The sequence below is a fragment of the Devosia sp. 919 genome (genome assembly GCF_013185965.1).
Lineage (GTDB): Bacteria > Pseudomonadota > Alphaproteobacteria > Rhizobiales > Devosiaceae > Devosia.
Map to the genome: position 1 here is coordinate 343,269 of NZ_JABAOL010000001.1, position 23,621 is coordinate 366,889.

Annotated in this window: 20 protein-coding genes; 14 read left to right on the forward strand and 6 right to left on the reverse strand. The window is 62.3% G+C overall.

Annotation, left to right across the window (positions count from 1 at the left end):
- Positions 1 to 4 precede the first annotated feature (4 nt).
- Entirely contained in the window at positions 5 to 358 is a 354-nt protein-coding gene (locus HRQ64_RS01705; protein WP_172124739.1) for a GFA family protein, read from the reverse strand.
- Between the two features lie 144 nt (positions 359 to 502).
- On the opposite strand from HRQ64_RS01705, the gene HRQ64_RS01710 reads away from it, so the two are divergent.
- The 5 genes from HRQ64_RS01710 (at position 503) to HRQ64_RS01730 (ending at position 7,211) form a co-directional block, all read left to right on the forward strand.
- On the forward strand, positions 503 to 1,498 hold the full coding sequence (locus HRQ64_RS01710) for a complex I NDUFA9 subunit family protein (protein ID WP_172121769.1): 996 nt from the start codon (positions 503 to 505) through the stop codon (positions 1,496 to 1,498).
- A 149-nt stretch (positions 1,499 to 1,647) separates the two neighbouring features.
- Positions 1,648 to 2,385, forward strand: a complete 738-nt coding sequence (locus tag HRQ64_RS01715) for a PadR family transcriptional regulator (RefSeq protein WP_172121770.1) — start codon at positions 1,648 to 1,650, stop codon at positions 2,383 to 2,385.
- 98 nt (positions 2,386 to 2,483) lie between these two features.
- A complete protein-coding gene (locus HRQ64_RS01720) occupies positions 2,484 to 5,402 on the forward strand; it encodes an FAD-binding and (Fe-S)-binding domain-containing protein (protein ID WP_172121771.1) in 2,919 nt (972 codons plus the stop codon).
- A gap of 99 nt (positions 5,403 to 5,501) precedes the next feature.
- Positions 5,502 to 6,701: a class I SAM-dependent RNA methyltransferase gene (locus tag HRQ64_RS01725; protein ID WP_172121772.1), complete on the forward strand. Its 1,200-nt coding sequence runs from the start codon at positions 5,502 to 5,504 to the stop codon at positions 6,699 to 6,701.
- Positions 6,702 to 6,800: 99 nt separating this feature from the next.
- Positions 6,801 to 7,211, forward strand: coding sequence for a hypothetical protein (locus HRQ64_RS01730; protein ID WP_127755069.1), 411 nt, complete (start codon positions 6,801 to 6,803; stop codon positions 7,209 to 7,211).
- A 51-nt stretch (positions 7,212 to 7,262) separates the two neighbouring features.
- On the opposite strand, the gene HRQ64_RS01735 is transcribed toward HRQ64_RS01730, so the two are convergent.
- The 3 genes from HRQ64_RS01735 to HRQ64_RS01745 are packed head-to-tail and all read right to left on the reverse strand — an operon-like array spanning position 7,263 to position 10,423.
- Complete coding sequence (locus tag HRQ64_RS01735; protein ID WP_172121773.1) at positions 7,263 to 8,084, reverse strand: sugar phosphate isomerase/epimerase family protein; 822 nt, start codon at positions 8,082 to 8,084, stop codon at positions 7,263 to 7,265.
- Positions 8,081 to 9,268 (reverse strand): dihydrodipicolinate synthase family protein, encoded by a 1,188-nt coding sequence (locus tag HRQ64_RS01740; RefSeq protein ID WP_172121774.1) that lies wholly within the window; start codon positions 9,266 to 9,268, stop codon positions 8,081 to 8,083. The genes HRQ64_RS01735 and HRQ64_RS01740 overlap by 4 nt, the downstream gene beginning before the upstream one ends.
- A gap of 3 nt (positions 9,269 to 9,271) precedes the next feature.
- Positions 9,272 to 10,423: a Gfo/Idh/MocA family oxidoreductase gene (locus HRQ64_RS01745; RefSeq protein WP_172121775.1), complete on the reverse strand. Its 1,152-nt coding sequence runs from the start codon at positions 10,421 to 10,423 to the stop codon at positions 9,272 to 9,274.
- Between the two features lie 203 nt (positions 10,424 to 10,626).
- Here HRQ64_RS01745 and HRQ64_RS01750 point away from each other — a divergent pair, with 203 nt between their 5' ends.
- The 9 genes from HRQ64_RS01750 to HRQ64_RS01790 all read left to right on the forward strand — a co-directional run bounded on the left by HRQ64_RS01750 (position 10,627) and on the right by HRQ64_RS01790 (position 20,943).
- Positions 10,627 to 11,289, forward strand: a complete 663-nt coding sequence (locus HRQ64_RS01750) for a TetR/AcrR family transcriptional regulator (protein WP_127755073.1) — start codon at positions 10,627 to 10,629, stop codon at positions 11,287 to 11,289.
- Between the two features lie 204 nt (positions 11,290 to 11,493).
- Positions 11,494 to 12,789 (forward strand): extracellular solute-binding protein, encoded by a 1,296-nt coding sequence (locus tag HRQ64_RS01755; RefSeq protein WP_127755074.1) that lies wholly within the window; start codon positions 11,494 to 11,496, stop codon positions 12,787 to 12,789.
- Between the two features lie 3 nt (positions 12,790 to 12,792).
- Positions 12,793 to 13,740 (forward strand): sugar ABC transporter permease, encoded by a 948-nt coding sequence (locus tag HRQ64_RS01760; protein ID WP_127755075.1) that lies wholly within the window; start codon positions 12,793 to 12,795, stop codon positions 13,738 to 13,740.
- A 103-nt stretch (positions 13,741 to 13,843) separates the two neighbouring features.
- Positions 13,844 to 14,617 carry a carbohydrate ABC transporter permease gene (locus tag HRQ64_RS01765; RefSeq protein WP_248305376.1) on the forward strand — a complete coding sequence of 258 codons (774 nt, stop codon included), beginning with the start codon at positions 13,844 to 13,846 and terminating at the stop codon, positions 14,615 to 14,617.
- A gap of 178 nt (positions 14,618 to 14,795) precedes the next feature.
- Entirely contained in the window at positions 14,796 to 15,812 is a 1,017-nt protein-coding gene (locus HRQ64_RS01770) for a Gfo/Idh/MocA family oxidoreductase (RefSeq protein ID WP_172121776.1), read from the forward strand.
- Positions 15,809 to 16,894, forward strand: a complete 1,086-nt coding sequence (locus HRQ64_RS01775; RefSeq protein ID WP_172121777.1) for a Gfo/Idh/MocA family oxidoreductase — start codon at positions 15,809 to 15,811, stop codon at positions 16,892 to 16,894. Before HRQ64_RS01770 ends, HRQ64_RS01775 begins: the two co-directional genes overlap by 4 nt.
- A gap of 10 nt (positions 16,895 to 16,904) precedes the next feature.
- Positions 16,905 to 17,963, forward strand: a complete 1,059-nt coding sequence (gene ugpC / locus HRQ64_RS01780) for a sn-glycerol-3-phosphate ABC transporter ATP-binding protein UgpC (protein ID WP_172121778.1) — start codon at positions 16,905 to 16,907, stop codon at positions 17,961 to 17,963.
- 193 nt (positions 17,964 to 18,156) lie between these two features.
- Positions 18,157 to 20,031 carry an ABC transporter ATP-binding protein gene (locus tag HRQ64_RS01785; protein ID WP_172121779.1) on the forward strand — a complete coding sequence of 625 codons (1,875 nt, stop codon included), beginning with the start codon at positions 18,157 to 18,159 and terminating at the stop codon, positions 20,029 to 20,031.
- Between the two features lie 66 nt (positions 20,032 to 20,097).
- Entirely contained in the window at positions 20,098 to 20,943 is an 846-nt protein-coding gene (locus HRQ64_RS01790) for an alpha/beta hydrolase (RefSeq protein WP_172121780.1), read from the forward strand.
- A 24-nt stretch (positions 20,944 to 20,967) separates the two neighbouring features.
- Here HRQ64_RS01790 and HRQ64_RS01795 read toward each other — a convergent pair whose 3' ends face one another.
- Positions 20,968 to 21,753, reverse strand: coding sequence for a GGDEF domain-containing protein (locus tag HRQ64_RS01795; protein WP_248307153.1), 786 nt, complete (start codon positions 21,751 to 21,753; stop codon positions 20,968 to 20,970).
- Positions 21,750 to 23,522 (reverse strand): GGDEF and EAL domain-containing protein, encoded by a 1,773-nt coding sequence (locus tag HRQ64_RS01800; protein ID WP_172121781.1) that lies wholly within the window; start codon positions 23,520 to 23,522, stop codon positions 21,750 to 21,752. The genes HRQ64_RS01795 and HRQ64_RS01800 overlap by 4 nt, the downstream gene beginning before the upstream one ends.
- Positions 23,523 to 23,621: the final 99 nt, after the last annotated feature.

The following is a 23,621-nucleotide window of genomic DNA, read 5'->3' on the forward strand; positions in this document are numbered from 1 at the left end:
CAATTCACATATTAGCCCCATCCCAATGCGTCACGGCACCAGTGTTAACTGGCGGTGCATCATCGAGGCAGTTGACGGTGATCATCACCGTTTCGGTGCCGTTTTCGTCTCGGCCCCGGCCGAACGATTCGATGCCGCCGGTTTTGCAGAACAGATGATCAATGGTGTTGGTGTTGAAGTGATAGAGGGTGAGATTGTCCGCGCCGCGGATCAGATTGAACCGAACCGATGGGACAGGCTGCATCACCCAGCCTAGCCTTTTGCACCGGGAACAGTTGCAGGTCATCAGACTGTCCAACTCGGTCTGGGCCGTGTAACGGACCGCGCCGCAATGGCATCCGCCCGAATAAGTGTTCATGTCAGTCAAGTTCGCCTCCCTGAAACAAATAGGGAACACCATTGTTATTGTGTCAAGAGCGTGCATCCACCGCCTCTCGACCAATCCCGCGCCTTAGGCTAAGAGCACGGCTAGCTTGTCCTTCCATTGCTGCCGGAGCCTGCCATGGACCCCCTCAACGAAAAACTGGTGACGATCTTCGGAGGCTCCGGATTCCTGGGCACCCAAGTGGTCCAGGCACTGTCTCGGGCTGGGTATCGCATCCGGGTGGCCGTGCGGCGTCCTGACCTGGCGGGCCATGTTACGATCTATGGCAATGTCGGGCAGATTCAGCCAATTCAGGCCAATCTGCGCCATGCAGCTTCGGTGGCGCGAGCGGTCGCCGGTGCCGATGTGGTGATCAACCTTGTTGGTATTGGCGGCGAACGCGGGGCGCAGACCTTCAATGCCGTTCATACTCAAGGCGCTCAGACCGTCGCGGCCGCTGCCAAGGCTGCGAGGGCTTCGGTGCTGGTGCATCTGTCGGCCCTCGGGGTGGATCGGGCGGAGCGAAGCGCCTATGCCCGCAGCAAGTTGGCGGGCGAGGCCGCCGTGCTGGCCGCCTTCCCCCAAGCGGTCATCCTGCGCCCTTCGCTGATGTTCGGCGCGGACGATGGCTTCTTTAACCTCATGGGTTCGCTGGCCCGCATGTTCCCAGCCATGCCTCTGGTTTGTGGCGACACCCGCTTCCAGCCGGTTTACGTTGGCGATGTTGCCGATGCAGTAACGCTTGCCGCGAGCGGCAAGGTCAAAGGTGGTCGCACCTACGAACTGGGTGGGCCGCAGGTTGAAACCCATCGGGAGCTTCTGACCCGCATACTGCGCGAGACAGCCCGCAAACGCCCGCTGGTGCCGCTCTCCCCGGGGATGGCCAAGCTCCTGGCTCTGCCACTGTCGATCCTCCCCGGCCAGCCGTTGCTGACCAAGGATCAAGTGGAACTGCTTGGGGTCGACAATGTCGTGTCCGAAGCGGCTATCCGCGAGAAGCGAACATTGGAAGGGCTCGGCATCGTGCCGACCTCGATGGATACTATCCTGCCCACTTACATGTGGCGCTTCCGCCGCAACGGCCAGTTCGATCGCAACCTCATCGAAGGCGCCAACGAAGGCGCAACGCTCTAGCCACTTAGCACCCTAAAATATCTTGGCCGCCTTCTCACCTGAGGGGGCGGCTTTTTCATGCTCAGCATTTTGTTCGAGATATATCTTGAATGCTCTTTTGCGGACCCAATGTAAGCAGCCGGGGAATTGAGATATATCGGAGACACATCATGGCACCTTCTGGACGTGACGGCGAACTGAACTGGCGGCGACTAGAACAGATGGCGCGGCGCTGGGGCCGTCTGGCCTACCAAGCCGATGCGAGCCTTCTGGGCAATGTCGGCGGAAATTTCCGCATCGGCCGCATGCTAGCTTCGGGCGATCTGCGGCTGGTGGCCCTGTATCTGATCGAACAGCAGCCCCGGCACGGTTATGATCTGATCAAGGCCGTGGAAGAGCGCTCTGGCGGCTTTTACGCTCCAAGTCCTGGCGTGGTTTACCCCGCTCTGACCTTCCTTGAGGAAGCGGGCTATGTGACCTCCGCTGCCGATGGTAACAAGAAGCTTTATACCATCACCGATGCCGGCCGTGCCCACTTGGCAGACAATCGCGAGGCGATCGAGGGAACGTTGGCCTTTCTCGCCAAAGCAGGCGAACAGGTGCACCGGTTCCGCGATTTCGCCCGTACCGATTGGCCGTTTGGCGGCGATCGGCCCGAGGGGTCTGACGCTGCCGGCGGCGCGTCCTCCAGCCGCGAACAGGGGGCGGCTGCTGAACAAGCATCCGACACCGACATGAAAGGCGTCGTTCCCGACCTGAATGAAGCCCGTAAAGCGCTCAAGACTGCCATCAAGGCGGCCCGCCACTACTCGCCCCAGCGGCAAACAGAAGCCGCGACTATCCTTCACCGTGCCGCAGCTGATCTGACGGCTCTCGGGACGCACCCTGATGACGACGTCGACATCTGAGTGCTAAGCCTGGCCGCCCGGCACGAGCCGGGCGGTTTTTTGCCCAACAAGGATGTGAGCCGCTTCCGACGCAGCTACTAACATGTTAGTGGACTGAGATGCAGCAAGCTCTCATTACCCCTGTCACCCAGCCCCCGCTTGATCGTCAGGCAGCGGGCGAACGGCTCGTCGCGCGCCTCAAGGGCGTGATCCCATCCGAAAAGATGATGACCGACCCGCTGATGACCTATGCGTGGTCCGGCGACGCGTCTTCTTATCGGCTTATCCCGGCTGCCGTTGTCTTCATCAATTCCGAGGCCGATGTGCAGGCAGTAATGCAAGCCTGCCGTGCGGAGGGCCTGCCGCTAACCTTCAGGGCCGCCGGCACGTCCTTGTCGGGTCAGGCCGTGACCGATGGGGTGCTTGCAGTTCTCGGCGACGGCTGGCGCAAGCTCGACATCCATCCCGGCGCCGAGCAAGTGACGCTAGGGCCCGCGATCATCGTCGCGCACGCCAATCGTGCTCTCAAGCCCTTCAACAAGAAGCTTGGTCCCGACCCAGCCAGCCAGGCCACCTGCAAGATCGGCGGCGTGGTCAACAACAACTCGTCAGGCATGTGCTGTGGGGTGGCGCAGAATACCTACCACACCATGGCGCGCCTGCGCATCGTGCTGACCGATGGCACGGTGCTCGACTCAGGCGATCCGGTTTCACGTGAATCGTTCCGCCAGAACCGCGCTGATCTGCTCGACGGCATTGCCGCGCTTCACGCCCAAGTCATGGCCGACGCGGAACTTGTTGCCTTGATCCGCAAGAAGTACGCGATCAAGAATACCGTTGGCTACTCACTTAATGCGCTGGTCGACTACCACGACCCGCTGGACATTCTTGTGCATCTGATCGTGGGCTCGGAAGGCACTTTGGGCTTTGTGTCCGAAGTCACCTACAACACTGTGCCCGAGCATCCCTTCAAGTCGACGGCGCTGGTGCCGTTCCCCGATCCCTACGCCGCCTCACGCGCCATTATCCGGCTGGCTAATGGCGGCGTGCATGTGACCACTGGCGTCACTGCAGCCGAATATATGGAACGCCGGGCACTGGCGACGGTGGAGCATCTGGCTCCCATGGCGCCGCTCCTGCCTTGGCTGACGGATCACTCGCCTGCCGTGTTGATCGATGTCACGGCTCCAGACGCGGAAACGCTCGAGCGCGAAGTCGAAAAGGCCGTAGCGATCCTAGCTGAAGAAAACGCCACTCATATCGATTTTTCCACTGACGTGGCCCGGTCACACGCGCTTTGGGATATCCGCAAGGGGTTCTTCACTTCCGGCGGCGCGGCGCGGCCGAAGGGCACTTCCATGCTCACTGAAGACGTGGCGGCTCCGATCGACCAACTCGCCGACTTTGTCATCGACATGCGCCAGCTGCTCGATGACCACGGCTACGAAGATGCCATCATCTTTGGCCACGCCTTGGCGGGAAACCTCCATTTCCAGATGAGTGACAACTTTTCCCAGCCAGGCTCGGCCGAGAGGTTCGATGAGTTTTCTGTCGCGCTGTCGCAGCTTGTCTCCATCCGTTATGGCGGCTCGCTCAAGGCGGAGCACGGCACAGGCCGCGCCATCGCGCCCTTTGTGGAAGCCGAATGGGGTTCGCGCGCATATAGCGTAATGCGCCGCATCAAGACCCTTTTTGATCCGGAGAACCTGCTCAACCCCGGCGTCTTGCTCAACGACGACGCAAAGATTCACGTGAAGCACTTGAAGGTGATGCCGCTGGCCGATGAGCTCATCGACATGTGCATCGAATGCGGTTTTTGCGAACCTGCTTGCCCCAGCCACCAGATGACCTTGTCGCCACGCCAGCGTATTGCGGTGACGCGTGAGCAGGCCCGGCTCCGGGCCAGCGGCGAAAATCCGGCACTCCTGGCTCGTCTCGACGATGACTTTCGCTACGCCGGCATTGATACTTGTGCCGCCTGTAATCTTTGTTCCCTTCGGTGCCCCGTTGGCATCGAAACGGGCACAAGGATCATCAAGGAACGCGGTGAGCGCCGTACCGATTTTGCCCGTTCGGTAGCCGGCTTTGCCGCCGATCATACCGGCGCTATTGAAAGCTTCATGCGTGGGAGTGTGGCGCTTGCGGACGCGGCTAAGGCCGTTGTCTCGGCGCCGTTGATTGAAGCGGTGACCGAAACCGCCCGCCGGTTGACCGACAAGCATGTGCCGCGAGTTTCGCGGACCCTTAAACCTGGCCCTGGAGCCCCAAAGGCCCCGCCCGTCATTTCCCGCGACGATCCTCGCCGCGCCGGTTTTCCCGTGCCTATCGTGCAAGGTGGGCGCCAGCGCGTGGCTTATTTCCCTTCCTGCGCCACCCGCATGTTCGGCGCGCCCAAGACCGAGTTAGATCTTCTTGCCGTACCTGACGCCATGCTGGCGCTGCTGGATCGTGCCGGGTTCGATGTTGTTATGCCCGACCACCTGAATGGCCAATGCTGCGGCCAGCCATTCCACTCCAAGGGCTTCCCCGAACAAGCCGTGCAAGTAGGCGCCGCGCTCCTGGACGAACTCTCGGCTTTGCAAGGGGACCTGACCGTCACCGACGCTTCCACTTGCGCCAAGCACCTGCGCGGCGCTCCCGAAGGCGCGCCGGTGCTGGATTCCAGCGAGTTCATCGTCACCCATATCCTGCCGCAGCTGACCGTCACGCAGCCCCTCCCGGTCGTAGCTGTGCATCATAACTGTTCGGCCCAGCGGTTGGGTGAGCAGGGGGCTACGGAGGCGATCGCCCGCGCCTGCGCCAGCCAGATCGCGGTATTGTCGTCCGTCACCTGCTGCGGTTACGCCGGCGACAAGGGCTTGTTCATCCCCGAACTCAACCGCTTTGCCAGCCGCTTTGCCAAGAACGATATTCCGCCAGGCTGCACGCTGGGGGTTTCGACGGTCTCCACTTGTGCCTCTGGACTCTCCGAGCATGCCGGTATTCCCTTTGTGGGGCTGGCTAGCCTGCTCGAATATGTAAGTCGCCCGGGCGGCTAACGCCGCCACGCGGCCCTCCGCCCCGGCTACCCTGATAAGCTTTGCTTGCCCGCCGCCTTCCCCTTGGATACTGCACGGCGGGCAAGCCATTGGATAATTATGACCCTCACCGCCACTATTCTAAGCCTCGGCCACAAGGGCGAGGGCGTCACCGAGATTGATGGCCGCAAGGTCTTCGTGCCATTGGCGCTGCCCGGCGAAACGGTGGTGATCGAAGCGGACGGCGAGCGAGGCACCCTGCTTGAGGTGCTAGCGCCCGCACCTGAGCGGATCACGCCTTTTTGCCCGCATTTCGGCTTTTGTGGCGGCTGTCAACTCCAGCATCTCGAACGCGCCGCTTACGAAGCGTTCAAGACCGGCATCATCGAAACGCAGCTACGCTATGCCGGCTTGGATGCCAAGGTTGAGCGCTTCATCGATGCGGCTGGGCAGGGACGCCGCCGGGCTACCTTGCATGCGCGGCGCGAAGGCCCTGGGTATATGCGCCTGCGTAGCCACGAGGTTTACCCCATCGATGCCTGTCCTATCCTGGTGCCCGCGCTCTCTCGCGCCCCGCGGATCGCCGCGGCGGTGATGGCAACCCTGGGTGAGGCCGATGTGGCTTTCACCGCCACGCTAACGGGGCTCGATGTGGCCGTTCGGACAGAAAAAAAACAGGCTCGCGCCAAGCGGATCGAGCCACTCGTCAACCAGTTCGGCTTGGCTCGCCTAGCGCTCAATGGCGAACTGGTACTACAAGCCCAAGCGCCGCTGGTGTCCATGGGTCGAGCTACGGTTGAGCTACCGATCGGATCGTTTCTGCAGGCCACTGAAGCCGCCGAGTCAGCGCTGGCGGATTATGTGCTCGGCGCGGTGGGCAAGGCCAAAAAGGTGGCCGATTTATTTTGCGGTGTCGGACCGTTCGCGTTGCGGCTGGCTGAGGACCGACCGGTCTACGCCGGCGACAGCGACAGGGCCGGTATCGCAGCACTCGACAAGGCGCGCCGCTACGCCAAAGGTCTGCGGGAGATCACTGCCAAGGCTCGCGACCTGTTCCGCGATCCCCTGACGCACTTCGAACTCAACGAGTTCGACGCGGTGGTGCTTGATCCGCCCCGCGCCGGGGCCGAGGCGCAGGTGCGCGAGCTCAGTAACTCCAAGCTCAGAGTGGTGGTGATGGTCTCTTGTGACGCGCGCAGTTTCGCTCGGGACGCAGCGCTGCTGATCGGCGCCGGATTCACTATGAGCGACCTTGTTGCGGTGGATCAGTTCACCCAATCCACCCATATCGAGATCGCTGCCACTTTCCGGCGCCAATAGGGGTCTATCAAGCAACCGCCTGAGACAAGGCGCGTTACCCATCCATCGATTAACAAGGACGACTGCGTGGGGCGGGCGTTGTTGTCCACGGAGAAACTCATGCAATCTTTGAAATACGCTCTGAGCCTTGGCGTCTTGTGTGCTGCTTTTGCTGCCCCAAGTTTTGCCCAAGAGGCCGCCTCCACCGCTAACACTGCATCCCCGGAAGGCAACTTCGTGGATAAATACGGTACCTCGTTCCAGTTCTCGCTTTGCGGCGACAGCGGCACCGATCTTTGCGGCGTGCTGACCAATCTCGAAGGTGAGTCCGCTACCGAAGAGAACCTGGCTTTCGTAGGCAAGATGGTGATGCAGGCGCCCCAGACCGGTCCAAACGAATGGAAGGGCGCGCTTTCCGCGGGTGGAATCAGCGCTGAGGCCACCGTCACCCAGACGAGCCCTGATACCATCGACATCCAGGGCTGCCGCGCAGCCATTCTCTGCCAGACCCTGACCTACACCCGTATGTAGGGCTGTTTAGTCCAGCCCCCGGACCGCTTGGTTCGGGGGCTTTTTGCGTTTTCAGCAGACCGTTGCCACGCGCTCCTTGACCACGTCCAGCACCTCGTCTCCCGGCCGCTGCCACCAGTTGTCACGCGAAAAAATCTCCACTTCCTGCGGGCCATGGTAGCCTGCAGTTTCGATCATTGCGCGAATGGCGGGCAGGTCGATCACACCATCGCCCATCATGCCGCGGTCGAGCAGCATATCGGTCGTGGGCACCAGCCAATCACAGATATGGTGGGCAAAGATCCGGTTCATCCGCCCCGCCCGCGCGATTGCCTCTGCTAGGTGGGGATCCCACCAGACATGGTAAACGTCGATGGCAACGCCAACGCTTTCGTCCAGCGATGCACAAATATCGAGCGCTTGGTTGATCGTGTTCACGCAGGCGCGGTCTGCAGCATACATCGGATGCAACGGTTCGATGGCAATGCGAACGCCCGACGCACGGGCATGGGGCAGCATGGCAGCAATCCCGTCTGCCACCATTCCCCGCGCGCCCGGCAAGTCCTTGGAAGAACCCGGAAGGCCCCCTACCACGAGCACGAGGCAGTCGGCGCCGAGGGCGGCAGCTTGGTCGATGGCGCGCAGATTGTCGTCGATATTAGCCTGCCGGCCTAGTGCTGTTTCAGCGGGAAACATCCCCCCGCGGCACACGCCGGTGACCCGCAGGCCATTGCTGCGCACGATGTTGGCGGCTTCCTCGATCCCGACGGCGTCGATCTGGTCGCGCCAAGGCGAAATGGCCGTGATGCCGCGGCGCAAGCAACCATCTACCGCTTCCCCAAAGCCCCATTGCTGCCGCGTTGTGGCGAGGTTCAGCGAAATCTCTCCGTTCATGCCTCCACTCCATGGACCGCAAGGACAGCGCGCATCCGACTCGTGGCCAGATCAGGATCGGCAAGCACGCGAGCGCGGTCAGCAAGGCGGAACAATTCGCAGAGGTGCTGGAGCGAACGGGCCGACTGCTGACCACCGATCATGGTGAAATGGTCCTGCAGGCCATTAAGATAGGCCAGGAACACTACGCCCGTTTTGTAGAACCGCGTTGGGGCCGCAAAAATATGGCGGCTCAGCGGCACTGTAGGTTCGAGCAGATCGAAGAATTCATTGGTATTGCCACGGCCAAGCGCGGCCAGGCCTGCCGATGCGGCCGGGGCGATAGCGTCGAAAATGCCGAGTAGGGCGTGGGAATAACCCTGCTCGTCCCCGGCAATCAGTTCGGCATAGTTGAAGTCGTCCCCGGTATACATCTTGACGGATGCGGGCAGTCGTCGGCGCATCGCAATCTCTTTTTGCGCTGACAGGAGCGAAATCTTGATGCCATCGACTTTGTCGGCATTGGCCGCGATCACATCGAGGCACACATCCATCGCCGCATCATGATCTATGCTGCCCCAATAACCCTGCAGCGCCGGATCAAACATTTCCCCCAGCCAGTGCATGATCACCGGCTGCCGCACCTGGCCGAGAACATGCCCATAAACCCGCGCATAATCGTCCGGTGACTTGGCGACAAAGGCAAGGGCGCGGCTGGCCATCAGGATGACCCGGCCTCCCTCCCTTTCAACAAAGCCGACCTGCTCCTCATAGGCCTTGATGATGTCGTCGATCGTGACATCGGGCGCTGGCGCCAGATGGTCAGTGCCGGCGCCATAGGCGATCAATGCGTCACTGCGCGGTCGTGCCTCGGCTTGCGAACGCCGGATCAACTCCTGCGCCTCGGTCCAAGTTAGGCCCATGCCGCGCTGGGCGGTGTCCATGGCTTCAGCGACACCTAGTCCGAGATCCCACAGCCGATGCCGGAACTGGAGCGTCGTGTCCCAGTCGATAGCGGGCGCAAGCCACGGATCGTTGCTGGCAAGGGGATCGGCGACCACATGGGCCGCAGCATAGGCAACGCGCGGGAAATCCTGCGCCTTGAACTTAACGAAAGGAATGGGGTCTCCGGTGAGCTGGTAGGGCGTGATTGACCGGTCGGGATTGAGCAGTCGGATCGTGGGCTGGGTGAGGACCTCGCTCATGCCTCAAAACTCCAGCTTGGGGACATCCAGCCAGCGCCGTTCGGCCCAACTCTTGAGACCCAGTTCGGCCAACTGCACCCCCTTGGCACCCGCTTCGAGCCCATAGGGCCAAGGCGCATCCTCGGCAACATGGCGCAGGAACATCTCCCACTGGGCTTTAAAGCCGTTTTGGGCGGGCCAGTTGTCTGGCACTTCTTCCCAATCGGCAAAGAAGTTCATGGTTTGCGGCTGGTCGGGGTTCCACACAGGCTTTGGCGTATTGACGCGATGCTGGGTCCAACACTTGTGCAGCCCGGCCACGGCCGAGCCGTGCGTGCCATCGACATGGAAGGTCACGAGGTCATCGCGGCGTACGCGCGTGGTCCAGCTGGAATTGATCTGAGCCACGATGCCACCCTCAAGCTCGAAGGTCGCATAGGCCGCATCATCAGTATCTGCTTGGAAGCGCTGGCCTTTCTCATCGACGCGCTCCGGAATATGGGTAGCGCCTAGGCAGGACACGGCCTGCACTTCCCCGAACAAATTGTCGAGCACATAGCGCCAATGGCAGAGCATATCGAGGATGATGCCACCGCCATCCGCCTTGCGGTAGTTCCAGGACGGGCGCTGCGCTGGTTGCCAATCGCCCTCGAATACCCAGTAACCGAACTCACCGCGCACCGAGAGGATCTTGCCGAAAAAGCCGCTGTCGCGCAGTATTTTGAGCTTCAGAAGGCCCGGAAGGAATAGCTTGTCCTGCACGACGCCATGTTTGAGGCCCGAGGCGCGGGCGGTTTTGGCGAGGCGAACGGCGACGCCCAGATCGTCGGAGATCGGCTTTTCGCAATAAACATGCTTGCCGGCGTCGAGGGCTTTTTCCAGCAACTCGGCGCGCATCAGGGTGGTCCCGGCGTCAAAGAACACCGTGTCTTCCGGGTTGGCGAGGGCGGCGTCGAGGTCTGTTGTCCAGCGTGCAATACCGTGCTTCTCGGCAAGTGCTTGGATTTTCTCGCGATCCCGTCCCACGATAATGGGGTCGAGCACCAGGCGGTCGCCGTTGCTCAGCGCCACGCCACCCTGATCGCGGATCGCCAGGATCGAGCGGACCAAGTGTTGATTGTACCCCATGCGACCTGTCACGCCATGCATGATCAGGCCAAGTCGCTGCTGCGCCATGCTGTTTTCTCTCCCGCGCCACTTTCGGCGTAACTGTTTAGTTACTTGCGTACACGCGGAAAGGCGATGCAGTCAAGGGGCCGTTCCCCGGCGGTTTCACGCAATGCACTTCCCAGTTCATCTTTGAAACACTTTACCCCCGCTGGTGCGGCTGGTATCCGTCGGGGGTAGGGCGGCGCGGCGGCTCGGTTTGGATGAGGCAGATGGATCAGGCGCCGAGTGGGGTGGAGAATGGGGTCAAGCGGGCCCGCAACTCCGGCAAGACCAAGGCGGCGATCCTGGTGGCGGCGCGGGCTGAATTTGCCGAACGGGGCTTTGAGGGTGCGCGGGTGGATGCCATTGCCGAGCGGGCGGGCGCCAACAAACGGCTGCTCTATCACTACTTCGGCAACAAGGAAGATCTCTACCGCGCGGTGCTGCTCGACGCCTATGGCGAGATCCGCAAGGGTGAGCGGGCGCTGAGTCTGGACCAATATGGCCCGGTGGAAGCCATGGACCGGCTGGTGCGGTTCACCTTCCGCCACTTCCTGGCAAACCCTTGGTTCCCAAGGCTTTTGGGGACCGAAAATCTGGAGAATGCCCGCTTTCTCAAGACCATGCCGGATATCCGGGCGCTCCATTCGCCGCTCGTCGGGCAGATCACCGAGATCGTGCGGCGCGGCAATCAGGCCGGCATTTTCCGCGGCGATGTGGATGCGGTGCAGCTTTATATCTCGATCGCGGCACTCGGATTCTTCTATGTTTCCAACATGGCGACCCTGTCGGTGATCTTTGACCGTGACCTTGCCAGCGTGGCCATGGTGCAGGAGCGCGAGGCGCAAGCGGTGCAGATGGTGCTAGATTACCTGCGCACGCGCCCGAGTTGAGCCACATAGATGAACAGATTATGAACGGCTGCTGAACAGCTTGCGTTCGTGCCGTTTTTCGTCTTCCATACAAGAAGGGCTTGGCGGTGCTTGACATCGACCAAAGTCTGACACAGTGTTGTAACCAGTTGGTGAGTTAGCGGCGGGGAGGCCGCGCTCCGCACCGCTCCGGATCCGGGCGGCAGCTGTTCATGGGAGGACATCATGACTATTCGTATCGACCGCCGCAGCTTCCTGCTCGGCAGTACGGCCCTGATGGCGGGAGCCGTCGCCGGCATTCGCCCGGGCTTTGCCCAGGAAGGCGCCAATCTGCGCCTGATCTTCTGGGGCGGCCAGGCGCGCGCCGACCGCACCTATGGGGTGACGGATCTGTTCACCGCAGCCAATGGCGGTGAGATCCAGGGCGAGTTCCTGGCCTGGAACGATTACTGGCCCAAGCTCGCCACGCAAACCGCTGGCGGCAATGCGCCTGACATCATCCAGATGGATTATCGCTATATCGTTGAATACGCGAACCGCAACGCCATCGCGCCGCTCGACGAATTCGTGGGCACTACGCTCAAGCTTGACAATTACGATGCCGACCAGCTCGAGGGCGGCAAGGTTGGGGGCAAGCTTTACGGCGTCAGCCTTGGGGCCAATTCGGTTTGCACCCTGATCAACACCACCGCATTCGAGGAAGCGGGCGTCACCCCGCCCACCAATGCCTGGACCTATGATGACCTGATGGCCATGGGCGAGGCCTTCAAGTCGGCCAATATCCGTGGCGGCATGAAGGCCATCATGGATGCCTCCTATACCGAGCCGGCGCTGGACAACTGGCTGCGCCAGCGCGGCAAGGCCCTTTATACCGCCGAGGGCCAGTTGGGCTTTGGCGTCGAGGACATGACCGAGTGGTTCACCCTTTGGCAGGGTCTGCGCGAAGCGGGCGTCTGCGTTGCCGCTGAAGAACAAGCGCTTGATACCGGCCCGCTCGAAACCACGATGCTGGTGCAGCAAAAGGCGGCGCTGATGCCGTCCAACTCCAACCAGCTGGTGGGCTACCAGGCGCTGATGGAAGACAAGCTCGACATGTGCGGCCAGCCGCGCATCGCGGCCGGGCAGGGCGGTGGGCATTACCGCAAGCCATCCATGTTCTTTTCGGTGGGCGCCAATTCGCAGAACAAGGAAGCGGCCGCCAAATTCCTCGATTTCTTCATCAATGATGTGGAAGCAGGCAAGATCCTGGGCGTGGAACGCGGCATCCCGCCAGCAGTGGCCGTGCGCGAAGCTGTGGCGCCCACGCTGGACGAAGCCAACCAGATCGCCCTTAATTTCGTGGCGAACCTGGGTGACCTGTTGGGGCCGCTGCCCCCACCACCACCAGCCGCCGCGGGCGAGATCGACATCTCGCTGCTGCGCACCGTCGGCCAGGAAGTGGGCTTTGGCGCCCGCTCGCCTGAAGACGGCGCCCAGTACTTTGTTGGCGAAGCGACCGCCATCCTGACCCGGGCAGGCTAATCCATGACTGCGCGCTCCCTTGCAACCGACGCTCCTGCACGGGAGCGCGCGCATTCTCCCTCCTTCCTATCGCGCATCTGGCACAATGATGCGCCGGGCTATCTGTTTTTGCTGCCTTGGTTTATCGGCTTTTTCGGCCTGACCATCGGGCCGATAATTTCCTCGCTTTATCTCAGCTTCACCGACTTCGACCTGCTGACCTCGCCCGACTGGGTTGGCGCGGACAACTATGTCCGCATGTTCACCAATGACCCGAAATTTGCCGCCTCCATGCGGGTGACGCTGTTTTTCGTGCTGTTTTCGGTGCCGCTGAAGCTGGCCTTTGCGCTGGGCGTCGCCATGCTGCTCAATCGTGGCATCAAGGGGCTGCCCCTCTACCGCGCGCTGTTCTACCTGCCATCGCTGCTGGGTGCTTCGGTCGCCATCGCCATTTTGTGGCGGCAGATCTTTGCCGGCGACGGCCTCGTCAACCAGCTGCTGGCGCCACTCGGCATTGTCGGCCCGAGCTGGATTTCCAATCCGCGCTATTCACTCTGGACGCTGGTGATCCTGTCGATCTGGCAGTTCGGCTCGCCCATGATCATTTTCCTCGCCGGCCTGCGGCAGATCCCAACGGACATGTATGAGGCGGCGAGCCTTGATGGCGCCAGCCGCTGGCGCCAGTTCGTCAAGATCACCCTGCCGCTGCTGACCCCGGTCGTGTTCTTCAACGCCATCATCCAGACCATCGACGCGTTCAAGAGCTTCACCCCCGCCTTCATTATTTCGGGCGGCACCGGCAATCCGATCAATTCGACGCTGTTCTATACGCTCTACCTCTACCAGGAGGCCTTCGGCTTCTTCCGCATGGGCTATGCTTCCGCGCTGGCCTGGGTGCTGCTGGCGCTGGTGGCGGCGTTCACCGCGTTCTCGTTTTTGACCAGCAAGTACTGGGTGCATTATGACGACTGACGCGCCCCGCCTCGAGGTCGTGACGGCCCATACGCCTTCGCCACTGCGCCGGCGCCTGACCACCATTCTCGTGCATGTGCTGCTGATCGGCGCCTCGATCGCCATGCTGTATCCGCTGCTCTGGATGCTGTCGGCCTCGGTGCGGCCGGAAAACGAGATATTCAACGCCACGAGCCTCTGGCCCAGCGAATGGAGTCTCGATGCCTATCGGCGCGGCTGGAACGGGTTGCGGGTGAGCTTTGGCACGTTCTTTTCCAACAGCTTCCTGATCTCGATTCTGTCAGTGCTGGGCAATGTGATGGCCTGTTCGCTGGCCGCCTATGCCTTTGCCCGGCTCAAGTTTCGCGGGCGCAATTTCTGGTTTGCGCTGATGCTGATGACGCTGATGCTGCCTTATCAGGTCACGCTCATTCCCCAATATGTGCTGTTCCGCCAGCTCGGGTGGATCGACACCATCCTGCCGCTGGTCGTGCCCAAATTCCTTGCGGCCGACGCGTTCTTCATCTTCCTCATGGTGCAGTTCTTCCGCGGCCTGCCGCGCGAACTCGATGAAGCCGCGCAAATGGATGGCTGCTCGCCCTGGCGCATCTACTGGAAGATCATCCTGCCGCTGTCGACGCCGGTGCTGGCGACGGCCGCGATCTTCACCTTTATCTGGACCTGGGACGATTTCTTCGGGCCGCTGATCTATCTCAACGAGATGCGGCAATACACGGTGATGCTGGGCCTGCGAACCTTCACCGACTCCACGGGCGAAAGCGATTACGGCGCGCTCTTTGCCATGTCGGTGCTCTCGCTGATCCCGATCTTTGTGTTCTTCCTGTTCTTCCAGCGGCTGCTGATCGAGGGCATTGCGACCACGGGGATGAAGCGGTGACACCAGCCTGTGCGGGCAAGGCCTCCCTCCCCCTTGAGGGGAGCGCCGGGGTGGGGGTTCGGGCCCATTCTGCGCTCCACTCTGGGGGAACGGCCGGCACCCCCACCCCTGACCCCTCCCCTCAAGGGGGAGGGGAAGAACAGTCCGACACTCCCGGTTCAAAAAAACTGAGTAGACCATGACCATCAAGATTGCCGCCATCGGCATCAATCACAGCCATATCTATGGGCAGGTCAATTGCCTGCTCGATGCCGGTGCCGAGCTCGTGGCGTTTCATGCGCCCGAGGACGATCTGGCGGGCCAGTTCGCGGGAAAATACCCGCAGGCGCGGCGGGTTGCCGATCCCAAGGCGATCCTTGAGGACGAGAGCATCGCGGTGATCCTGACCTCGGCCATTCCCGCCGAGCGGGCGGCCATTTCCATTGCCGCCATGCAGCATGGCAAGGATGTGCTGTCCGACAAGCCGGGCATGACGAGCTTTGCCCAGCTCGAAGAGATCAAGCAGGTGCAAGCGGAGACGGGCCGCATTTATGGGGTGCTCTATTCCGAGCATTTCGAGGTGCGCGCCACCGTCGAAGCGGGCAATCTGATTGCCGCGGGTGCAATTGGCGAAGTGATCAACACGGTGGGCCTGGGCCCCCACGCGATCCGCAACAATCAACGCCCTGATTGGTTTTTCGATCGCAGCTGCTATGGCGGCATCCTCTGCGATATCGCCAGCCATCAGTTCGAGCAGTTCCTGTTCTTTTCCAATAGCATGAACGCGGAAGTGGTTTCGGCGAGCGTCGCCAACCGCGCCCATCCCGATCGCCCGGGCCTGCAGGATGTGGGCGACACCCATCTGCGCACCGAGCGCACCACCGGCTATATTCGGGTTGATTGGTTCACCCCCGAAGGCCTGCCCACCTGGGGTGATGGCCGCCTGACCATCCTGGGCACCGAGGGCTATATCGAGCTCAGGAAATATATCGACATCGCCGGCCGGCCCGGGACGGATCACCTGTTCCTGGTCAACAAATCAGGCGTGCAGCACGTGGATTGCTCGACGACCGAGCTGCCCTTTGGCCGGCAATTTCTCGACGATGTCAGGAACCGCACGCAAACGGCGATGCCCCAGGAGCGGTGCTTTAATGCCATGCAGCTGGCGCTGACCGCCCAGCAACTGGCCGAACGCGGCACGGAGTGGCAGCAGTGAAAGAGATCTTCAACGTCGCCATAATCGGCTGCGGCATTGGCCGCTCCCATATCGTCGAGGGCTATGCGCCCAATGCCGACAAGTTCCGCGTCCTTGCGCTCTGCGATCTCAACCCCGAGCGCATGAACCCCATTGCCGACGAATTCGGCGTGCCGCGGCGCGAAACCGAGTTCGACGCCGTGCTGGCGATGGATGATATCGACATCATCGATATCTGCACCCCGCCCATGCTGCATTACCCCATGGTGCTGGCGGCGCTGCGCGCGGGCAAGCATGTGATCTGCGAAAAGCCGCTGGTCGGCTCGCTCGCCCAGGTCGACGAAGTGATCGCCGAGGAAAAGAAGTCCAAGGGCATGCTGATGCCGGTGTTCCAGTACCGGTTCGGCGATGGCATCGAGCAGGCCAAGGCCATCATCGATGCGGGGATTGCTGGAAAACCCTATGTGGGCACGGTGGAAACGCTGTGGACGCGCGGGCCCGATTATTATGCCGTGCCCTGGCGCGGCAAATGGGCAACGGAACTGGGGGGCGTGCTGATGACCCACGCCATCCACCAGCATGACCTCTTCACTTACCTGATGGGCGACATCAAGCGCCTGTTCGGGCGCGTGGCGACGCGGGTCAACGACATCGAAGTGGAAGATTGCGTCACCGCTTCGCTCGAGCTTGAGAACGGGGCGCTCGGGAGCTTTACCGCGACGCTGGGCTCGGCCCAGGAGATCACGCGGCTGCGGCTGGCCTTTGAGAACGTGACCTTTGAAAGCGATCACGAGCCCTATAATCCCGGCAACAAGCCCTGGACCATTTTGCCGCGCACCGCGGAAACGCGTGAAAAAATCGAGGCGCTGCTCGCCGATTGGCAGCATGTGCCCTCGCGCTTCCAGACGCAGATGGCGCGCTTCCATGCCGCCTTGATGGGCACGGCGCCACTGCCGGTGACCTCGGCCGATTCGCGCCGGGCGCTCGAATTGGTGACGGCGTTTTATCATTCCTCCACCACCCACGAGGATGTGGAGTTGCCCCTGGGCGCCGAGCATCCCCGCTATTCCAGCTGGGTGCCGCCCCAGTTCCAAAAGGCTTAAGGAGCGTTTCATGGCCACCAGTGTCGTGCTCGACAATATCCGCAAGGCCTATGGCGATGTGGAAGTGATCCATGGGGTGGATTTGCGCATCGAGCCGGGAGAGTTCACCGTGTTTGTGGGCCCGTCCGGCTGCGGCAAATCCACGCTTTTGCGCATGATTGCGGGGCTCGAGCCCATCACCGGGGGCGATCTGCTGCTCGATGGGCAGCGCATGAACGAAGTGCCCGCCGCCCGGCGCGGCATTGCCATGGTGTTCCAGAGCTATGCGCTTTATCCGCATATGACGGTCTACCAGAACCTGGCGTTTGGGCTCGAAACCGCGCGGGCGCCAAAAGCCGAGATCGAGCAGCGGGTGGCGCGCGCCGCCGAAATCTTGCGCATTGAGCCGCTGCTCAAACGCAAGCCCAAGCAGCTTTCGGGCGGGCAAAGGCAGCGCGTGGCGATCGGCCGGGCCATTGTGCGCGAGCCCAAGATCTTCTTATTCGACGAGCCGCTCTCCAATCTCGATGCCGAGTTGCGCGTGCAGATGCGGGTCGAAATCGCCAAGCTGCACAATGACCTCGGCAATACCATGATCTACGTGACCCATGATCAGGTCGAGGCCATGACCATGGCCGACAAGATCGTGGTGCTGCGCGCCGGCGTCATCGAGCAGGCGGGCGCGCCGCTCGAGCTCTACAACAATCCGCGCAACCTCTTTGTGGCGGGCTTTATCGGCTCGCCCAAGATGAACCTTTTGCCCGCCCAGGCGCAGGGCAATGCCAATGAGCTGCAGGTCGCGGGCGACCGGATGAGCCTCAATCGCGCGGCAGGCGGGGCAACGACGCTCGGCATCCGGCCCGAGCATATCAGCGTGACCCCAGGCGCCGGCACGCGGCTGGCGAGCGTGCGGGTGGATCTGGTGGAAAGCTTGGGGGGCCAGACCGTGGTTTATGCCACGACGGCCGACGGGCAGGCGCTGACCATTGTGCTGGAGGGGCAGCGGCAGTTTGCGTTGGGCTCGGATATCGAAACCTTTATCGATCCCGCGCGGGTGCATTTGTTCGACAAGGACGGCCACGCGCTCTAGCCCCGCTTTTCCACTGCTGCGGGTGTGGCGGTGGAGTGGGGGATCGGGTGCAACACAATCTTAAGATCTGGCGCCCATCGTCCGCGGGCTGGTTTTGTTGAACCTCCAAGCCAACTTGCCGCCCCGGCCTGCCGCGGGCGGCTCTTCTTTGCGGAGCGTTGTTGCGCATGGCGGCGGGGACTAGGGTGGGGCCATGAGTGTGTTGACGCCCCTTCATCGCCTGTTCGAATCCTGGATTGACCCGTTTCGGGCGCCCACGACGCTGCAGCCTCCCCGCACGGGGCCGCAGTTTTTCTGGCATTATGTGCGCCAGGCCAAGCTGCCGTTCCTTGCGCTTCTGGTGCTGGGCGGGGCAGTGGCGCTGGTGGAAGCGGCGCTGTTTTATTATGTCGGGCGGCTGGTCGATATTCTGGACGCCGCCAATCAGGAGGCGGGCTGGAATGGCCTCCTCGCCAGCGCGGGTACCGAGCTTGGCATCATGCTGGTGGTGGTGCTCGTTGTGCGCTTCATTGTCACCTGGCTTTCGGCGGCGGTGGAAGAGCAGACGGTTAATCTCGGGTTTTACAACCTTGTGCGCTGGCAGGCCTATTCGCATGTGATCCGGCAAAGCCTGTCGCTCTTTCAGAACGACTTTTCCGGCGCCATTGCCAGCAAAGTCTGGCAAAGCGGCGGAGCGGTGGGCGATTTCATGGTCGCACTGCTCCAGGTCGTGTGGTTCATCGCCGTTTATGCGCTGACAACGCTGGTGCTGGTGGGGCAACTCGACTGGCGGCTGGGCGCCGCAGTAGCGCTCTGGATCTTCGCCTTTTCGCTGCTGGCCTGGTATTACGTGCCGCGCATGCGCCAGCGCTCGGCGCAGGCGGCGGAAGCGGCCTCGGCGCTCAATGGCCGGATCGTTGATAGCTTTGCCAATATCCAGACGCTGAAACTCTTTGGCTCGAGCGATGAAGACGACCGCTTTGTGCGCCGCGGCTTTGACGGCTTCATCGAAGCCATGCGCAGCCTCGCGCGTACGCTGGTGGGCGTGCGCTCGGCCATGGGCATGCTGTCGGGCATTGCCATTGCCGGGATCGGTGCCCTTTCCGTGCATTTGTGGACGCAAGGGCTGATCTCGGTTGGCGGGGTCGCCTTTACCCTCGGGCTGGTGCTGCGGCTCTACAATCTGCTGGGGCGCATGATGAACCAGCTCAACGGATTGATGCGCAATTATGGCACGGCGCAGAACTCGGCCGAACTGATCGCCCGGCCGCTGGCACTGGTGGATGCGCCCGATGCCAAGCCGCTGGTGGTGACGCAAGGCGCGATCAGCTTCGAGAACATCTCGTTTCACTATGGCCAAACACAGGGCGTGATCGAGGGGCTCAATCTCGATATCGCCCCGGGCGAACGGATCGGGCTGATCGGGCGCTCGGGAGCGGGCAAGTCGACGCTCGTGAACTTGTTGCTGCGCTTTTACGACCTCGAAGGGGGCCGGATCACCATTGACGGGCAGGACATTGCCGGGGTGACCCAGGCCTCGCTGCGCGCCAATATCGGCGTCGTCACGCAGGACACTGCGCTGCTGCACCGCTCGGTGCGCGCCAATATCGTCTTTGGCCGGCCCGAGGCGAGCGACGCCGAAATGGTCAGCGCCGCCGAAATGGCGGAGGCCGACGAGTTCATCGAAACCCTGGTCGATCACCGTGGACGCACCGGTTACGACGCGCAGGTCGGCGAGCGCGGCGTCAAGCTATCGGGTGGGCAACGCCAGCGGGTGGCGATTGCCCGGGTGCTGCTGAAGAACGCGCCCATCCTGGTGCTGGACGAGGCGACTTCCGCGCTGGACAGCGAGGTGGAAGCGGCGATCCAAAGCCAGCTGGAACGATTGATGGCAGGCAAAACCGTGATCGCCATTGCCCATCGCCTTTCCACCATTGCCGCCATGGATCGGTTGGTGGTGCTGGAAAAGGGCCGGATCATCGAGCAGGGCACCCATGCCGAGCTCTTGGCGCATGGCAAGACCTATGCCCAACTCTGGCAGCGGCAATCGGGCGGTTTCCTTGATCCCGCGGAGGTCGGCGGCCGCTAGATATCCCTGGCGGCTCAATGGAGCCGCCGCGCCAACGCGGCTTTTTGGTCCAAGAGGAGAGCTGAAATGCGCATGATAGCAAGCAGTGGTGGAGCGCAACTGGCAAGTGTGGCGGAAGGGGAGCGGCTGGAAGGCACGATCCTCCTCGTCATGGGCGCCACGGCATCCATGGTGTGGTGGCCTCAAGCGCTGGTGCAGGCGCTGGCGGACGCGGGGTTTCAGGTGATCCGGTTTGATCATCGCGATACTGGCGCCTCCACGACCAACCCGCCTGGGGATATCCGCTACACCATCCAGGAGCTTGCCGACGATCTGGTCGCGATCCTGGACGCCTACGGGGTGCGTCGAGCCCATCTGGTGGGCATGTCGCTGGGCGGGTATCTCGCCCAGATCGTGGCGCTGCAGCATCCCGAGCGCGTCGCGACGCTGGCCCTGCTTTCGGCCGAACCGCTGGGCATGAACTACCAAGGCGAGGGGATTGCGCCCGCACTGCTCGAGCATTTCGACACTTTCGGCTCGGTTGACTGGAGCGACGCTGCCGCGGTTCGACGCTTTATGCTGCGCGATGCCGAACTCTGCGCCGGTACTGCCGTGCCGTTCGACACCGATGCTGCGAGCGCCCGGATCGAACAGGAGCTGAGCCGAACGCAAAGCATGGCCAGTGCCTTTAATCACGGCTCGGTCGGGGGCGAACTTGATCCGGGCTTGAGCGCGGCTGATTTACGGCTGCCGCTCCTGGTGGTGCATGGCAGCCAAGACCCGGTAATTTCTCTCGCCGCAGCACGCACCAGCGCCGCCGCCGTGCCCGGCGCGGAGCTGATCATCCTGCCCAAGCGCGGCCACGAACTGCTCGAAATGGACATGCCCGAGATTGCCGCAGCTGTCGTGCGCAACTGCGCACGCGCGTCGTGATGCCAGGTGACCAGCCCTCGGGGTTCAGGCGGCCAGTGGCGGATCGGTGAAGTGGCGGAACAGCACCCGGTTGCGCCCGGTGGCCTTGGCACCATAAAGCCGCTCGTCCGCCAGCGAGAACAGATGGTCATAGGTGGCGAGCCCGTTATAAGTCACGCCCCCAATGCTGACGGTGATTTCGTCTGATATGGCCGGCAAGGGGAGCTTGAGACTGCCAACCGCTTGGCGGATGCGCTCGGCAACTGTTCGCGCTTCCTCGGGGGTTGCACCGGGCAGAAATACGCCAAATTCCTCGCCCCCGACGCGCCCCACAATATCGGCCCCGCGCAGCATGCCCTTGATGGTGCCGGCAATCAGCTTGAGCGCCTCATCGCCCAGTTGGTGGCCGAACCGATCATTGATGTTCTTGAAGTGATCGGCATCGATCACCAGCAGCGCACCCGAGCGCAGATTGGCATGGGCGCGCGACTGCTCGAGATATGCGTCCACCATCATGGTGAAGGCGCCCCGATTGAGCACGGCGGTCAGGCTATCGGTAGACGCCAGCTTGGCAAGGTCGCGCTGGGCGATGGCCAATTGCCGGATCTTGCTCATCAGCAAGAACAGCAGCGGGCCTGCCAGTGCACTGGGCAGCAACAGGTCGACTGCTATGGCCCGCCGGAACTCGTCAGCGGTCATGGTGGGGAAATTGAAGGAGTCCACGAACAGCGCCGCGCCCGCGCAGAAGATCATCCCGGCAAGGGTAACCAGCCAAACGCGCAGGCGTCCGGTGGCGGAAAAATCGAGCTGCATGGCCAGGCGCTTGCTCATGCCGCGACGTGGTGCTTGGTGCCGGGGTCGCGGGCGTGCAACCAGGCGGTGAAGGCTGGGGCGGGCACCGGCCGCGAGATCAGGTAGCCCTGGGCTTCATCGCAACCGGCCTCGCACAGGAAATCATAGGCTAGCTGGGTTTCCACCCCTTCGGCCACGACGCGCAAACCAAGCTCCTGGGCCATGGTGATCATGCCCCTGACCAGCGCACTGTCGGCACCACCGGGCACGAGGGTCCGGATAAAGCTCTGGTCGATCTTGATGATCTCGGCAGGAATGTCCTTGAGATAGGAAAAGCTGCTGTAACCGGTGCCGAAATCATCAATGGCGCAGGCAATGCCAAGCGCGCGGATAGCAGCGAGATTGGTGAGGATCCGCCCCTGGTTGCGGATCAGCCCACTTTCGGTGAATTCGATTTCGAGCGCCTGGGCGGGCACGGCGTAGCGGGCAAGGGCCTCGCCCAGCCGCTCGGCAAAATCGGCTTCCTCGAGATTGGCTGGCGATACATTGACCGAAATCTTGAGCTCGAGCCCGGCGGCGCGCCAGGCGGCGGCCTGTTGGAGCGCCGCCTCGATCACCCATTGGGTCAGGGGACGCGCCAGTTCAGTGGCTTCGGCCAGGGGAATGAACTCGCCGGGGGCAACATTGCCCAGGGCGGGATGCTGCCAGCGCAGCAGCGCTTCAACGCCATCGCACCGCCCGGTGCGCAGATCGATGCGCGGCTGGAAGTGAAGGCTGAGCTGGTCGGGGGCAAGCAGGGCATCATGGAGGCCATCGAGCAGGGCATAGCGCCGCTGATGGGCATCATCGAGCGCCACCGAATACAGCCCGACGCTTTTGCCGGCGTCGCGTGCATCCTGGGCGGCCCCAAGCGCGGCGCGCAGGACCTGGGCGGGCGAGACTTCGCCGAGGCGGAAGGGCATCAGGCCTACCACCGGCGCCGAAGCGGCGCGGTCGCGCCCAAGGGCTGTTTCGGCCACTTCCGCGAAATGGGCTTGGACCTGATCGAACAGCACCTGGGGATTGTGGCCGCCGAGGACCGTCGCGAACTGGGTGACGCCGACCTGATAAAGGGTGGCTTCGCCTTTGAGGCGCTCCTTGATGGCGCCGGCGGCGGTCTTGATCATGGTGTCGAGATAGGCGGGGCCAAGAATGCGCATGGACTGGTTGAGCTGAACGGGCTCGACCAGATCCACCAGCATGGCGATGCGCTCCTGCCCGGCATGGTCGCGGCTGAGATCCTCGAGGTCTTCGGCAAACTGGTTGCGGTTGGGCAGGCCACTGGCCGGATCGATGCGCCCCAGGGCATGCTGCAGCTCGACCTGCGCCATGACCATGGCAGCCAGATCGGTGAGGATGCGCGCTTGTTCGGGGGTAATGGTGCGCGGCTTGGTATCAAGGACGCACATGGCGCCCAGGGTGAACCCGTCACGCGTGGTCAGGGGCGCGCCGGCATAAAAGCGCACGCCGCTCTGGTCGAGCACATTGCCCTTGAAGCGCGGATCCTGGGAAAGGTCGGAAACCACCAGCACATCGCCCAGGCGCGTGACTTCAGCGCAGGGAGCGCGGTCGCGCGGAATCTCGGTGCCGCAGCCTACGCGCGACTTGAACCATTGCCGGTCCTTGTCGGTCAGCGAGACCGCGGCGATGGGGGCACCAAAAATCTGGCTGGCCATGCGCGTGATGCGATCAAAGCTTTCGCTGGGTGCTGTGTTGAGCAGACCCAAATCATTGAGCGCCCGGAGCCGCTCGCCTTCATCCTGCTGCATCACGCTTTGCCTTTATCGTCCGTTGTTGCGTAGCTCAAAGTTACGGCCGGAAGATGAAAAAGGTTTAAGCGCAAGATTGCAGCTGCTGAGCACAGTTAA